Source organism: Cohnella ginsengisoli (assembly GCF_029525555.1).
Taxonomy (GTDB): domain Bacteria; phylum Bacillota; class Bacilli; order Paenibacillales; family Paenibacillaceae; genus Cohnella; species Cohnella ginsengisoli.
Genome location: NZ_JAPDHZ010000006.1, coordinates 388,525 through 403,150, shown reverse-complemented (window position 1 = coordinate 403,150; position 14,626 = coordinate 388,525). Strand labels below are relative to the sequence as shown.

General features: G+C 62.0%; 9 protein-coding genes. 1 reads left to right on the top strand and 8 read right to left on the bottom strand.

Translation table 11 applies throughout. The features are described from left to right. Window positions 1–304: 304 nt before the first annotated feature. Window positions 305–2,434: an FAD-dependent oxidoreductase gene (locus tag OMP38_RS35240; RefSeq protein WP_338130682.1), complete on the bottom strand. Its 2,130-nt coding sequence runs from the start codon at window positions 2,432–2,434 to the stop codon at window positions 305–307. A gap of 239 nt (window positions 2,435–2,673) precedes the next feature. Here OMP38_RS35240 and OMP38_RS28375 point away from each other — a divergent pair, with 239 nt between their 5' ends. Continuing rightward, a complete protein-coding gene (locus OMP38_RS28375) occupies window positions 2,674–3,315 on the top strand; it encodes a class I SAM-dependent methyltransferase (RefSeq protein WP_277568074.1) in 642 nt (213 codons plus the stop codon). Window positions 3,316–3,379: 64 nt separating this feature from the next. Here the strand turns inward: OMP38_RS28375 and OMP38_RS28370 are convergent, their stop codons facing one another. From OMP38_RS28370 to OMP38_RS28340, 7 genes are all read right to left on the bottom strand, one after another. Further along, a complete protein-coding gene (locus OMP38_RS28370; protein WP_277568073.1) occupies window positions 3,380–3,799 on the bottom strand; it encodes a GNAT family N-acetyltransferase in 420 nt (139 codons plus the stop codon). Continuing rightward, window positions 3,796–4,281 carry a 2-thiouracil desulfurase family protein gene (locus tag OMP38_RS28365; protein WP_277568072.1) on the bottom strand — a complete coding sequence of 162 codons (486 nt, stop codon included), beginning with the start codon at window positions 4,279–4,281 and terminating at the stop codon, window positions 3,796–3,798. The genes OMP38_RS28370 and OMP38_RS28365 overlap by 4 nt, the downstream gene beginning before the upstream one ends. A 3-nt stretch (window positions 4,282–4,284) precedes the next feature. Further along, on the bottom strand, window positions 4,285–4,611 hold the full coding sequence (locus OMP38_RS28360) for an MGMT family protein (RefSeq protein ID WP_277568071.1): 327 nt from the start codon (window positions 4,609–4,611) through the stop codon (window positions 4,285–4,287). A gap of 119 nt (window positions 4,612–4,730) precedes the next feature. Further along, window positions 4,731–9,437, bottom strand: a complete 4,707-nt coding sequence (locus OMP38_RS28355) for a bifunctional 2',3'-cyclic-nucleotide 2'-phosphodiesterase/3'-nucleotidase (RefSeq protein WP_277568400.1) — start codon at window positions 9,435–9,437, stop codon at window positions 4,731–4,733. A gap of 494 nt (window positions 9,438–9,931) precedes the next feature. After that, the gene (locus OMP38_RS28350; RefSeq protein ID WP_277568070.1) at window positions 9,932–10,423 is read right to left on the bottom strand and encodes a hypothetical protein; all 492 of its coding nucleotides are present in this window, start codon (window positions 10,421–10,423) and stop codon (window positions 9,932–9,934) included. 247 nt (window positions 10,424–10,670) lie between these two features. Continuing rightward, window positions 10,671–12,812, bottom strand: coding sequence for a glycoside hydrolase family 36 protein (locus tag OMP38_RS28345; RefSeq protein WP_277568069.1), 2,142 nt, complete (start codon window positions 12,810–12,812; stop codon window positions 10,671–10,673). Between the two features lie 129 nt (window positions 12,813–12,941). Then, window positions 12,942–14,282: an extracellular solute-binding protein gene (locus tag OMP38_RS28340; RefSeq protein ID WP_277568068.1), complete on the bottom strand. Its 1,341-nt coding sequence runs from the start codon at window positions 14,280–14,282 to the stop codon at window positions 12,942–12,944. Window positions 14,283–14,626 lie beyond the last annotated feature (344 nt).

The window sequence follows — 14,626 nt, the reverse complement described above, 5'->3', positions numbered from 1 at the left end:
ACCCTAGGTCGGGCCTCTAAAAGCAAAATAGCGGTTGCCATCCGCCCGTCATGCACGCGGATCGACCAACCGCTATTTCGCGTCTTCTTTACCTCGGCCAACTGCAGCCGCGCTTTCCTCGCTTGTAGACCAACTAACCAGCTTTCCCCCGGCTGCTGCCTCGCTTGTCTCGCTTACAGGCACCGCCGCTCCACGCAGCCGCGCTTTCCTCGCTTGTAGACCAACTATCCAGGTTTTTCCCTGCCGCAACCTTGCTTGTCTCGCTTACAGTCAACGCCGCTCCACGCAACCGCGTTTTCCTCGCCTATACTTTGCCTGCCAGCCTGCCTTGCCGGCTCCTCAAGCGAACGCCTCGTCCGTCATATCTTCGTTGAGGCCGATCGCGGCGCGCGAGCCTTCGGCGGCGGCTACGACGAGCTGCGCCGGCATGATGCATGCAGCATCCCCCCGCCGCGTACACGCCCGGCACGCTCGTCCGGCCCGCGCCGTCCGTCTCGATGCCGCCGTAAGGCGTTATCGCGCAGCCGAGGCGCTCCGCGAAGGGCGCCGCCTGACGCAGCCGCTCGGCGACGATGCCTCCCGCGCGCGCGACCTCCTCCCCGTCCGCGAAGCGCACGGCGGACAACTGCCCCTCCTCGCCGACGAAGCGTTCGATCGGGCGATGGTCGATCCGTATGCCGCGCTCCCGCAGCGCCCGCTCTTCCGCAGGCTCGAGCGAATCGTAGCCGTTGGTGCAGACGAGCAGGTCCTTGCTCCAATTAAAGACCGTCTTGGCCAGATGGAACGTATGATCGTTGCCCGCGACGAGCGCGAGCGGACGGTCCCGCATCTCCCAGCCGTCGCAGTAAGCGCAGCAAAACAGGCTCTTGCCGTAAAATTCGCGAAGCCCCGGGATCTCCGGCAGCAGCTCCTTCAACCCCGTGGCCAGCAGCAGCCTGGCTGCCCGCCAGCTTTCTCCCGCCGCATCCGTCAACCGAAAACTGCCGTCAGGCTCCCTCGCCACTTCCTCCACCCGGCTCCCGCAGACGCGAACGCTCGGATAAGCGGCCAGCTCGTCGTGCGCTATTTTCCGCAGCGCGGCCGGCGAGGTGCCGTCCCGTGTCAAAAAGCCGTGCGAGGCCAACGCCACCCGGTTGCGCGGCTTTCCTTCGTCGAACAGCGCGACGGATCGTCTTGCCCTGCCCAGTACGAGCGCGGCGCTGAGACCCGCAGGGCCGCCGCCTATGATTGCGCAATCGAACAAGTCCGCATCCTCCTCCGTTATACCATCGTCCCAAGCATGCCAATGCCTAATTAAGGTATTATACCCAAAACACCAAAAAAGCCCCGCCGCGCGGACAGGACTGAAACGTACGTTGGTTAGCATGCCTGATAGACCGCGTCGTCCGAGTTCAAGACGAGACGGGCGCCGGCAAAATGTCGAGGAAGGCGTCCACGACGTCCGGGTCGAAATGAATGCCGCGCTGCGCGCGAATTTCGGCGATAGCCTCCTCGTGCGTCCACGCTTTTTTTGTACGGCCGCTCGTGGGTGAGCGCATCGTAGAAGTCGGCGATCGCGACGATCCGCCCCGACAACGGGATCTCCGCCCCCGCTAAGGCCCCGCGGGTAGCCGCCGCCGTTCCATTTTTCGTGATGCGTCAGCGCGATCTCTCCCGCGATCTGCAGCACCGGGAACGAACTCGTCTCCAAGATCCACGCGCCGATCAGCGTATGCCGCTTCATCTGCTCGAACTCCTCGGTCGTGAAGCGCCCGGGCTTCAGCAAAATCTCGTCCGCGATGCCGATCTTGCCGATGTCGTGCAGCGGCGTCGCCTGCTCGATCAGCTCAACCTCCTGCTGCGGCAGTCCCAGCGCGACGGCAACGTCGCGCGCCATGCGCCCGACGCGCTGCGTGTGTTGGCCGGTCTCGTCGTCGCGATACTCCGCCGTGCGCGCGAGCAGGTGCAGAATTTCAAGCTTAGCCTGTTCCAGCTCGGCTGTCCGCTCCTGGACCCGCCGTTCGAGCGACTGGTTCTGTTCCTGCATCTGCAAATAAAAATAACGCGTCTTCAGCAAGTTGTCGATGCGGAGCACGACCTCGGACGCGTCGAGCGGCTTCGTGATAAAGTCGTTGGCGCCCAGATGAAGCGCCTCTTTGCGAGCGCCCGGGGAGTCGTCGGCGGTCAGCACCACGACAGGCAGAAAGCTGCTCTCTCCAATCAGCGGACGCAGCTGCCGGAGCACGGCGAACCCATCGACGACCGGCATGTGAAGATCAAGCAGCACGATATCCGGCGACAGCTCGCAGAAGAGCGGCTCAACCTCAGTCGAGTCGGTCGTACTATGCAGATTACCGAAGCCGGCTCTTCGCAGCACATGCTCCAGCAGCATGATATTCGTGGGCTGATCGTCTACGATTAGAATCTTGGCATTCTGCGTCCACGCACGATTCATGGGCATCACCCCTCGGCAAATGTACCGTCATAGCCGTTTTTTACAATCTACTCCGATTATAGGCGATCTTAGCCGCAAAGGGCAGACAGGATTCGCCAAATTTCGCAGGATCCGACGACCGTTAGTCAAATCACTTACCCCATAGTTCATAACTATAAACAGTGTATATTTTATATATTTCCTTTCGCGAAGAAGCGGCACTATGATTAAGGCAGTCGACAAAACGAGGAGGACCTACGATGAATCCGAACGTGAAAAAACAATTCGACGCCGCCGCCAGCCAGTACGACGCGCAGAGAAGAGGGCTCATCCCTTGCTATGACGATTTTTACGGCATGGCCGTCGCGCTGGCCGAGAGCGCGGAGGCCTCGCCTCGGGTACTGGACTTGGGCGCAGGCACCGGCCTGATGGCCGCGATGGTGCGAAGCAAACTGCCCGCGGCCCGACTCTCCTTGATCGATATGAGCGAAAGCATGCTGGACATCGCCCGCGAGCGGTTCGCAGGCGACCCGAATGCCGCGTTCATCGCAGCCGACTATTCCGACTATACGTTCGCCCCGGGCAGCTACGATATCATCGTATCGTCGCTCTCGATTCACCATCTGACCCACGCGTCCAAGCGGGAGTTGTTCAAAAAAACTGTATCAAGCGCTGGCGCCCGGCGGCGTATTCGTCAACGCGGACCAGGTCGCCGGCACGACGCCTGCCTCCGACGCCTACTATCGCAAAAGATGGTTGGCCGAGATCGCCGCCAGCGGCTTGCCCCAATCGGCCATCGATGCTTCCGTGGAGCGGCGGGGCGTCGATATCAACGCCAAGCTTGGCGATCAGCTCGCTTGGATGACGGAGGCAGGATTTCAGGACGCGGACTGCATGTATAAATATCTCGACTTCGCCGTTTTCTACGGCGCTAAGCCTGCCGCCGCGTCTTAATTGACGAGCTCGCTATACGTCTCGGGAGTATACGTAAAACCCGCTCCGGCGCTGCCATCCGGTCGCAGTCCAAAAGGCGGCGCCCGCGTCATTGTCCTCCAGCACGAAAAGGTGGCACTTGCCGATGCCGGCCTCCCGCAGCTTGTCCAGGCTGAGGGAGGCCAATTGCCGGGCAATCCCCCGCCCGCGATAGGCCGGATCTACGGCTGCATGATACACGTAGCCGCGCCGTCCGTCATGGCCGCACAAGATCGTGCCGGCCAGCGCGCCGTCCGCTTCGCCTACGAAGCTCATGCCTTCGTTGCGGCGCAAATAGGCCGCGATCGCCTCTCTCTCGTCCGCCTCGCTCAGCGCCAAGCCTTCGATCCGGCGCCATAGCGCGATCACTCCGTCGTAATCGGCGATCTCCATCGTCCTGTACGCGATTTTCACCTTTTCGGCACCGTCCCTTCCCGCTCCAGCCGGGCGAGCTCCCGCTCGGCCTCTTCCAGCTGGTCCTCTCCGAAAACCTTGAAGCCGTGCTTGCGCAGCAGCGCCGCCGTCCTGCCTTCGCCCTGGCGCTTCGCGCCGCTGAAGGTACCGTCGTAAACGAACAGGCTGCCGCAGGAGGGACTGCTCTGCTTCAGAATCGCCAGCGCCACGTCATGCGCTCGCGCCGCCTGCAGCGCGATCTCGGCGCCTCTCTCGAACGCCTCCGTAAAGTCCTCCCCTTGTTCGGTCACGACCCGGTCGCCCCGAATCTGCGCCGGCGGCCGCGGCGTCGGCAGTCCGCCGGCGACTTCGGGACACACCGGCACAAATCGGCCTTCCGCCTGCCAGCGCGAGAACCTCGGATCCTCGCACAGCTTGCCTCCGCCGTCGTAGCGCACCTGCTGACCGAGCAGGCATGCGCTGACCAGTATTTTCGCCGTCATCCGCTATCCCTCCCCTTCCGGGTTCGCCCCATCCCATCTGCACTGCGCAAGGTCTACGCGGTAATCCCCGTCGAACGATACGCCCTCCTGCTCTAGCAACGCGCGCTGCGTATACCGCGCTTCGTCGCCCGGCAGCGCGATCTCGCCCTTGGCGTTCACGACCCGATGCCACGGAAGACCATGCGCTTCGCTCAGCGAATGAAGCACCCAGACGACGCGCCTCGCGCCCCGCGGACTGCCTGCCGCGGCCGCCACTTGCCCGTATGTCATGACCGTGCCTGCCGGTATTGCCTTAATAACTTCAACTACTCGCGCCGTAAAGGGCTGCATGCCGTCTCACCTCTTCATTACAGCTTATAATAGTTCCCTTAAAGACGCCAAGCCCCCGGGGCCGAAGCGCCCGGGAGCTTGATGATCCAGCCGTATTCGATTCGCCTGAAGCGTAGTCGTTAGAAGCCGCCGCCCGACTCCGCCGTAACCAGCAGGCCGTGCACGACCTTCGCCGCTTCGGCGCGCGTCGTGAAGCCTTGCGGCGCGAAGACGCCGTTGCCGCGGCCTTGCATCAGGCCTTCGTCCAGAATTCGGCCGACCGAACCTTGCGCCCAACTGCTGATCTTGCCGCCGTCCTTGAAGCCGGCGGTACCGGTCGTGCCGCCAGACTTCAGCGCCGGGATACGCGCCAGCATGACGGCCATCTCCTCGCGGGTGATCGGCGCGTTCGGCGCGAAGCTGCCGTCGCCCTTGCCCGTGATGAGACCGTTCGCGGACGCGATGCCCACGACTTCGGCATACCAGCTGCCAGACGCTACATCCGTGAAGGAAGTGCCGGCGCCTTGGGCTTGCAGCCCGAACTCCTGTACCAGCAGCTTGGCGAATTCGGCGCGCGTGATCTGCCTTTGCGGCGCGAAGTTCGCGGTGTCCATGCCGTCGATAAGCTGCTTGGCAGCCAGTTCCGCGATGACGTCCTTCGCCCAATAGGACGCAGCCACGTCTGCGAAGCTGCGGTCGTACGTCAGCGCTGCATAGGTGCCCGGCTGCGTCACTTCAGTCGTCAACAGGCCGCCTTGCAGCTTGGCCTTCACGTAGACCGGCTTGCCGCCGTCGATGCGGTACAGGTTCGTCAGCTTCGCGTTCGCGCCGCTGTCGACCTTCATCGCGATCGAGACAGGCTCTGCGAAACGGCTAAGCGTACCTGCCGTCGTACCATCCTTCGCTATGGCGGAGAGACCGAGCTTCGTCACCGCGCCTGCCGGCTTGATGCTCAAGTTGGCGTTCTGCGCGCCGGCGAGCAGCGAGTTAGAAGCTTCGGACGTCAACCGGCTGTAATTCAGCGACAGCGTCGCATCCTTCGCCGCATCGCCGGCGACGAGCTTCGACGTATCCTCCAGCACCTTGGCCGGAAGCGACAGGGTCACGCCGTCCAGCTCGAGCTTGATCTTGTTGCCTGCGCCAGCCAGCTCCGCGATGTTGAGCGGCAGCGAGATGCTGACGTCGGCCGCGCCGGCCGGAATCGTCACCGGCAAGCTCACGACGCCGTTCTCCGCCTTCGGCACGTCCTTCGCTTCGACGCTCACCTTCACCGGTGCGCCCGGCGTCGGGGTCGGGGTAGGCGTAGGCGTCGGGTTGCCAGGGTTGCCTGGCGTAACCGGCGGCGTCCCCGGTTTATTGTCGATGCGTCCTTCGATCTTCGCCGTGATCGGTCCGCCCTTGAACGTATCCACGATGTACTTGTAGAAAATGTCCAGATCGGTCGGGCCCACTACCGCGCTCTTGGCTTCCGTAAGGACCTTATAGTTGTCGCCGCCGGCAGCCATGAAGTTGTTGACGACTGCCGTGTATTCCTTGTTGTCTTCGATCGGCGTGCCGTCCGTCTTCGTCAGGCTCGTGACGCGCTGCGCGACAGGCAAATCCTTATAGGCCGTATACTTCAGGCCCGAGATTTGCAGCGTCTTCGTGTCCGCGGTGCCGTCCGCCTTGACGCCCCACTGCTGCTGGAGCAGCGTGCGGATCTGTGCGCCCGTCAGCGTCAGCTTCACGAGCGTGTTGCCGAATGGCTGCACCTTGGCCAAGTCGCCGAACTTCACTTCGCCCTTCGGGAGGTCCGCACGGATGCCGCCCGGGTTCATGAACGCGAAGTCAGAGCCGGGGAACGCGCTGCGCATGGCGTCCGCGATCAGGTTGCCCAGCGGCGCCTCATTGTTGTATGCGTCGGTCCGGACGATCGTTCCGTCCGTCGTGCCGACCGGATTTTTGAGCTCCGGATGCTTGTCGAGATAGCTGTTTACCAACGTTTCGGTCGCCTTATCCGGCGTCACGCCGTCCTGGAACGTCGTCGTGACCGTCGCCGACTTGCTCGTGATGTCGCCCGTCGCCGGGTCGATGATCAGCTTGACGTCCTCGAAAGCCGTACCGTAGGAGTAGGCTTGAACGACCAGCTTGCCGTCCACGAGACCGTTGGCTAGCGCGTGGTTGTCGCCGGCCATGATCACGTCGACCTCGTCGTCGACGCTGTTCGCCAGATCCGCGGCTTCGCCGGTCGTCAAGCCCGTCGTCGCGTTCGTGGTCGCCGGATCGTGCGCTAAGATGACGATGCTCTTGATGCCTTGTTTCTTCAGCTCATCCACCGCTTTATTCACGACAGGCGCCTGATCGACCAGCTTAACGCCTTTCAGGCCCTCCGGCGACACCTTCGTCACCGTCGCCATCGTGACGACGCCGATGAAGCCGATCTTTACGCCGCCGATCTCCTTCACCGCATAAGGCGCGATGATCGGTTCGCCCGTCTTCTCGTCTACGACGTTGGCGTTGATATAGTCGAAGTTCACGCCTTTATGCGTGATCTTTCCGCCTACGGGATCGGTGCCGCCGTACAGCTGCGCCTTCAATGCCGCCACGCCTTGGTCGAACTCATGGTTGCCCAGCGTGCCGATATCGAACTGCATCAGGTTCATCCATTCGAGCGTCGGCTCGTCGCGCTCCAGCGAGGAGACCGGCGCGGTCGCGCCTACGGAGTCGCCGTTATGAACGAGAAGGCTATACTCATACTTGGCGCGCGCTTCCTTGATATACGTCGCGAGCGTCGCTGCCGTGCCCGCCGGTTTGTTGTTCACGATCGAAGTCGTGTCCAGTTGGCCGTGCAGGTCGTTGATGCCGATCAGATGCACTTCGACCGGCTTGGTCGGCGTCGGCGCCGACTCGCTCAGCTGCAGATCGTAAACTTCAAAATTTTTATCGTTCGTCTTTCCGGTGTCCGCGATCTTGCCGTTCGTCTGCCCCGCGTACTTCGCGGCCGCAGGCGCGCTCGTGAAGGTCACGTTCACCATGCCCTCGATCGGCGCGAACGTCCAGTTGCCGTCCGCGCTCGGGCTTACCGTCTTCATTTGCGAGATATAATCCATCAGGACCTGACGGTTCTCGTCCTGGGAATCGATGGCCAGCGTGGAGCCCTTAAGCCCCGGGAAGTTACCTCCGCCGCCTGCGCGGTAGTTGTTCGTGACGACGATGAAATCCTGTGCCGGATCGATCGGCTCGCCGTTGTATTCAAGGTTCACGATCCGGCTGGACGATGCGTCGTTGATGCTGCCGTCCGGCTTGTACTTGGTCGGCTTCGTCACGTCGATCTGATAAGTGACGCCGTCGATGACGTCATAGTTAAAGACGGAGAATGCGGGGTTCAGCAGCGGCTGAGGCAGTGACTTCGTCCGATAAATCTGGTTGAAGGCGCCCGCGGACATCTCCAGCCATTCCTTGACCGTCGCGCCCTTGATTACGACCGCCTTCAGCGTATTGTCGTACAGATACAGATCGCTCGCGCTGCGGATCGTCAGCGGACCCGTATCGATGTCCGTGTACTCGGAAGGTCCGTTGCGCCCCGCCTTGAACGGCGCGCCCGCGCTCAGGATCGGCAATCCCTCGTATACCGTGCCTGCCACCGACTGCTCCGCGTACCACTTCTGCGCGTCCGTCACGATCTGGATCGACGGATCGTCCTGCACCATCGCGAAGTAGCTGTTGATCGGCGCGTCCGTCTGTCCGAGCTCTTGCCCGGTATAGGCGATGGTCGCTTGATGCTCGGCATCTACCGCCGCTACGACCGCCGGGTCTGCGTTTACGTCGGCAATATTGACTTTGTCGACCGTGTGGTAGATCGAACGCGTGGACGACTGGGAGCCCGCCTTGTCCACCGTCCATTTGCCGCCCGCGTCCTTGACGAGCTTCAGGTCGATGAGACCGAGGTTCGCGCCGCCGAAGCCCGACTGTACGGCGAATACGCCGTTGATCGTGCCGCCGCCGAGGCCGTAAACGTTGTTCACGACGCTGCTCGGCGAATTGTACGGCTGGTTCGTGGCCGGGTCCTTGAACAAGGCGTCCAGCGAAGCGTTGCTCGCCGTCGGGAAGATTTTGTGCGTATGGGAAAACGTAATCGCGTCGATGCCGGGCACCTTGCTCAGCGCGTTGACGTCGTTTTCCGAAAGGTCGCCTTCGACCGCGTTCGAATCGAAGCCCGTATGCGCCAGCGCCACGACGATGTCCGCGCCTTCCGCCTTCATGAGCGGTACGAAATGCGCCGCAGTCTCGGCGATATCCCGCGTCACGACTTTGCCGAACAGATTGGCTTTGTCCCAATCCATGATCTGCGGCGTCACGAGGCCGATGACTCCGATCTTGACGGTCTGGTCGACGCCTGCGTCGTCCTTGAACGTACGGGTAAGGATTTGATAAGGATCGTATTGATTGGTCGTCTCTTCGGGCTGCGCGACACCGTCGTGATTGTCGTCCACGTAAATATTGGCATTTACATACGGCAGCGGATCGCCGGAGCGGTCTTTGGCGCCGGAGACGGCTTTGTCTAGAAAATCCAATCCATAATTGAATTCATGATTGCCGAAAGTCGCGGCGTCGTAGCCGAGCAGGTTCATCGCCTTGTACATCGGATGGACGCTGCCCGGGCTCGACAGCTTGTCCACTTTGGCCATATAGGTGCCGAGCGGCGTGCCTTGGAGCAAGTCGCCGTTGTCGAACAGCAGCGCATTCGGCTGCTCGACGCGTGCCTGCTTGATCAGCGTCGCGGTTCGGTCCAGTCCCACCGCTACCGACTCGGCGTTTTTAAAATAATCGAAGCCGCGAACATTCGTGTGCAGGTCCGTCGTCTCCATGATCCGCACGTGAAGCGGCGCATCCGTCGCCGCAGCAGCCTTGTCCGCCGCCAGCAGGCCGAATCCCCCCGAACACCTGAGAGACCAATACCGCCGCGGCCGTCACGGTCGACGATCTTTTGCTCCAGCCAGTCTTCCTGTTCAACATGCTCGCTCTCCCTTCGGTTCGCATTCTCTGCAAGTATAGTAAATGATATCGCTAGATGATCGCTTAATTTGTAAAAGATATGTAAAGGATCAAGAACAAGGGTGTAGATAGAGGGGGGAGCTCGTAACGCTGCAGAAGAAAGGTAGTAGCCTCCAAAGGGTGCCCGTGAATCTAAATTGGCACGTTCGCGGGAATGTGGCGCTCAAAGTGTGCACGTAGATCAATAGTTGTCACGTTCGCTAGAAGGAGAGTTGCAGAAAAACGGGGCTATCTCTCGGGTCAAATGATTGACCCTGAGACACCCCCTCGTTACATGCGGCTCGATACGCGAGCCACTTTTGCATGACTATATATATTGAATACTCGACTGCGTCCCTAGCGGCAGCAACTCATAGAGGTACACGCCGAGTAGCTCGCGCTCGATCGGCGAGATCGGTAGCGTGGAGCGGATCGTCAGATACACGATCGCATTCGACCGGTCGTAGCGCTCGAACGAGAGGCGCCCGCCGGCCAGCATGCGGTCCACGACGTCGATGATGTCGTGCAGGTCCGAGCCGCGGTGCATCGCCGCTTCCCTGACATCGTCCGGCACCTCCGGCGCGGCAGGCACCCGCTCCTCCTTCGTCAGCCCGTACGGCTTCACCTTGAAGCAGACGAACGGCGTCAGATACGCGGATGCGAACTTCAGCAGATTCGCCCGATCTTCCTCGCGCAGTTCCAGCTGGTCGTCCCAGGCATAGATCGTCGCCGTCTGCTTGCCGCTCGTATGGATCCTCACGTATCGCAGATGAGGAAATCGCTCCCGCACGAGCGATTCGGACAACAATCGCGTACTCATCGTGGGCCGCCCCCTTCTCTACAGGCTCATGCATTCAGTTTGGCTACGCTTTCACAAGAAGATGATTCGACGCCTTGGCTTCCCTCATGCTCCCCGTCGAGCGGAACGGAAGATATTCACTATTGTATTCCGCTCGCCTCGGGATGTATGTTCGCAAGCCTAAACTTGCAGCGGAGAAGGCCGCCGGACGCGAAAAGGGCGCCGCCCGCAAGGGGCGACGGCCTTCTTATTCGTTCCGGCTGCCGACTTAAAACCGCAGCTCCACCAACCGCGCCGTCCGCTCCCGCGGCAGCGTCACGCGCAGCGCGCCGGCTTCGCCGTCCCAACGGACGGCGCTGCCCTCGTGCGCGGCCGGGTACGCGATGCGCGCCTGCACTTTGCCCGCGCCGCCAACCGCAACCGCACCGCCAGCGCCTACTCCAGCCTCCGCCGCCAGCCACGGCAGCGGCAGCGCAATCTCGGCCGCCTCGCCGCCGATACGCCAGACCGCGACATAGGCGCGGTCCTCGGCGCGAATGCCGAAGCAGATCCAGTCGTCCTGCTGCGTCGGCAGGCCGAGCGGCCAGAACGGCAGGCCCGCGGCGATGTCGGCGCGCATCGTCTTGTAGTAGTCGAGCGCCTCCTTGACGAGCGCGCGGCGGCGCGGGCTCAGTTCGGCGACGTGGCCGCTCTGGTGGACGCGCAGCAGCATCGCGTTGACCATATTGAACACGACTTCCTCGTCGTCGCCCTCGCGCAGCGGATACGACCAGATCGCCGACTGCTCCGGCGTCAGCGCGGACGGAGAAGCGGCGGCGATCGCCGCGTATTTCACGTAGTCCTCCTGGTCGCTGGTCGACTGGATGCTATGCCGGCTCAGCATGGCGTAGTCCATGCGCATGCCGCCGCTGGAGCAGTTTTCGATGACGAGGTCCGGATACCGCGCGAAGACGCCGTCGAGCCAAGCGAGATACGCACGGTTGTGCTGCAGCAGGCCGTCGCCGAAGCTGTCCGCGTCCGTCTCGGTGCCGATGCCCGCGTTGATGTTGTAGTCCATCTTAATATAGCCGACGCCGTAGTCTTCGACGAGACGGCGGATGACTTCGTCCGCGTGGGCGACGACAGCCGGATTGCGGTAGTCGAGCTGGTAGCGGGAGCGATCCTTGACCCGTTTGCCGTGGCGCATGAAAAACCAGCTGTCGTCCGCGTCCGCAAGCTTCGGGCTATTGATGCCCATGACCTCGAGCTCCAGCCAGAGACCCGGGATCATGCCTTTGCCGCGGATATAGTCGAGCACGTATTTGATGCCTTCGGGGAACCGCGCCTTGGACGGCAGCCACTCGCCGACCCCGTCCCACCAATCGCCGTCCGCGTACCAGCCCGCGTCGATGCAGAAGTACTCGCTGCCGATGTCGGCGGCCGCGTCGATGAGCGGGAGCAGCTTTTCGGTCGTCGGCTGGCCCCAGAGGCAGTTCATGTAGTCGTTGAAAATGACGCGCAGCAGCCGATTGTCGTCGTTCGGCCGCCGGATCGCGCGCCGGTAACGGGTCAATTCGCCGATCGCCGCATCGAAGCCGCCGCGCGAAGCGCCGACCGCCGCCGGCACGGAGACGAACGATTCGCCCGGCGCGAGCTCCAGCCACCAGTGATTGTCATGCTCGGTCGGACCGCTCACGAGCAGCGTCAAATAATCGAACTGGTCGATGATCTCCCAGTGCCAGGAGCCGTTGTGCTCGATCTGCCAGAACAACTGCATGTCCGTCTCGCGATTGTCCAGCACCGCCATCGGGATATGCTCGGCGGCCGCCCAGGAGCCCGTGTTGCTGCAGGTAATGCGCTTCGAGCTGCGGTCGGTCACGTGCGACAGGCCGAGCTCGGGCAGCGAGTACGTCCGCCACTGCAGCTCGCTCTGCCAGCCCGTATGCGGGATGGAGACGGACATCTTGTCGTCGCGGTCCAGCGCGCCTTCTTTGTCGATGCCCGTCAAGGCGAACGTCGATACGTACTCGACGCCCAGCGGTGCCGCGCCGCCATTGTGCAGCGTCGTCCAGCAGCGCGCGACCGCGATGCCGTCGTAGAACTGGAAGTGGGACACGGCCTCGAGCCCGGTCTCGGGATCGGTCAGCGTCACTTCGAGCTTGCGGCCCGGACCGCCGCGCACGTCGGTGTGCGAACGATACTGCATGCGCAGGCCCGGATAGGTCGCGCGATGCGTGCGGCCATGATACTCGGCGCGGTCTTCGCCGGTCAGCTGCAGCTCCAGCAGGCGGAAGCCGGGGGCTTGCTTGTCCTCAACGGCGCCCGGCCGATACGGCTCGGGTCCGAAATGCATCAGCCGCGCATCCCCCTCGTCCGTCACTTCGATATATAAATGCAGGCCGTTCTCGGCGATCTCGATCGCTTTGCTCATTGTCGCGCACGCTCCTTGCGTTCATTTAAAATAAATAAGGTCCGAAAACGCGCAAAACCCAGTCCCGGAGGGCTGAGTCTCGCGTGCTTCTATGCCGGTTCGGCGCGAGGCGCCTTGCCGTTCCGTTCATTATTGTGCGGAGCCAAGCTGCGTCCACGCTTGCTGAATCTCGGTGATCGCCTGGTCCTTCGTCTTGCTCTTGCCGACATACGCCTGCATGATCTCGCCGAACTTCTGGTGGAACGTATCCAGCGAGTAGTTGACGGACAGGTCGCCGGACTTCTCGGTCTTCAGGATCTCGTCCATGGCCTTCGGCATTTGCAGATCCGGCAGCGGCGCGTCCTTGATCGGCGGGATGACCTTCGCGACGTTGGAGAACCAGCTCTTGCCGTATTCGGACGTATACAGCCAGTTGAAGAAGTCGATCGTCTCGCGGGCGACCTTGGAATCCTTGTTGATGCGCAGCGCCTGGTCGGCGCCCGTGATGATGACTGCTTGCTCCGGCTTGTCGCTCACCGGGTAGCCCATGATGCCGATCTGGATGTCCGGCGTGATCTTCTCGATCGCTTCTTCGTCCCACGCGCCCTTGCCGGTCATGATCGCGGCCTTGCCCGCTGCGAAGTCGCTGACTTCGGCGTTGCTGTCGCGCTCAAGCGGCTTGTCGGTGCCGTGGGCGATCGTGGTATCGACGAACTTGAAGAAGTTGTCGGCCAGCACCGGATGATCCTTGAACGTCGTCTTGCCGGCGATGAAGTCGGCGACCAGCGACTTGGCGTCCGTGCCTGCGTCCAGCGCGGCAGCGTCTACGAAGTGTTGGAATACGTGCTTCCACGTCCACCATTCCTTGTAGGCGTTGGCGAACGGCGTGATGCCCTTGGCTTCGAGCTTCGCGATCGCGTCGTCGAGCTGCGCGGTCGTCTTCGGCACCTCGGTGATGCCCGCTTCTTCGAACAGCTTTTTGTTGTAGATCAGCGTGAACAGGTTGCCCTTGACCGGCAGGCCCAGCACCTTGCCGTCGCTGGACGTCATATTGCTGCGAACCGCGTCCGTCATGGCTGCCGCGAGCGGCTCGTTGGTCAGGTCCGCGCTGTATTCGGCGAACGTGTCGATGTCTCCGCCTGCCGTCGTCTGGAACACGTCCGGCGTGTTGCCGGAAGCGATGCGCGACTTCAGCACCGTGTTGTAGTCGGCCTGCATGATCTCGAGGTTGATCGTGACGTTCGGCTTGACCTTCTTGTATTCGGCGATATAGGCGTTAAAAGCGTCCGTGTACTCCGGCGAAGCCGTGAACATGTTGATGGTGACCGGCTTGTCCGAAGCGCCTGTCGAGGCGCTTGCCGACGCGCCCGCGCTGGCCGAAGCCGACCCGGTCGGTGCCGCGTTGTTGTTGTCGTTGTTGCCGCCGCATGCAGCCAGCAGACCGGCCATCATCACTGCGCTGACGGATACGCCCGCGATCTTTTTGAGCATGTATGTTGCCCCCGATTCGTTTGTGATTTTGCGCTACGATGCCTATATTAAAGAACCGCGGCCGGCAACCCAATGCATTTAAGTAATCTCTTAAGGGTAAAAAAGCGGCCTGGCCGGCAGTTCGCTTTTTTACCCTTCTCTCGAACAAGGGAAGTTATGCGCGCCATGAGCCCCCCCTGGGGAGGCCCCGTCAGCCGATAAAATCGGCTATCTCCTCCAGAATCACGCCCAGGGCACCCTCGTTGGCCGATAAAATCGGCTATCTCCTCCAGAATCATGCCCCGGGACCCTCGTTAGCCGATAAAATCGGCTATCTCCTCCAGAATCATGCCCCGGGTACCCTC

Bases quoted from the DNA above. Each gene is read 5' to 3' on its own strand.
- OMP38_RS28375 (WP_277568074.1), top strand. From the start codon at position 2,674: ATGAATCCGAACGTGAAAAAACAATTCGACGCCGCCGCCAGCCAGTAC.
- OMP38_RS28340 (WP_277568068.1), bottom strand. From the start codon at position 14,282: ATGCTCAAAAAGATCGCGGGCGTATCCGTCAGCGCAGTGATGATGGCC.
- OMP38_RS28345 (WP_277568069.1), bottom strand. From the start codon at position 12,812: ATGAGCAAAGCGATCGAGATCGCCGAGAACGGCCTGCATTTATATATC.
- OMP38_RS28360 (WP_277568071.1), bottom strand. From the start codon at position 4,611: ATGCAGCCCTTTACGGCGCGAGTAGTTGAAGTTATTAAGGCAATACCG.
- OMP38_RS28350 (WP_277568070.1), bottom strand. From the start codon at position 10,423: ATGAGTACGCGATTGTTGTCCGAATCGCTCGTGCGGGAGCGATTTCCT.
- OMP38_RS35240 (WP_338130682.1), bottom strand. From the start codon at position 2,434: ATGAATCGTGCGTGGACGCAGAATGCCAAGATTCTAATCGTAGACGAT.
- OMP38_RS28365 (WP_277568072.1), bottom strand. From the start codon at position 4,281: ATGACGGCGAAAATACTGGTCAGCGCATGCCTGCTCGGTCAGCAGGTG.
- OMP38_RS28355 (WP_277568400.1), bottom strand. From the start codon at position 9,437: ATGGAGACGACGGACCTGCACACGAATGTTCGCGGCTTCGATTATTTT.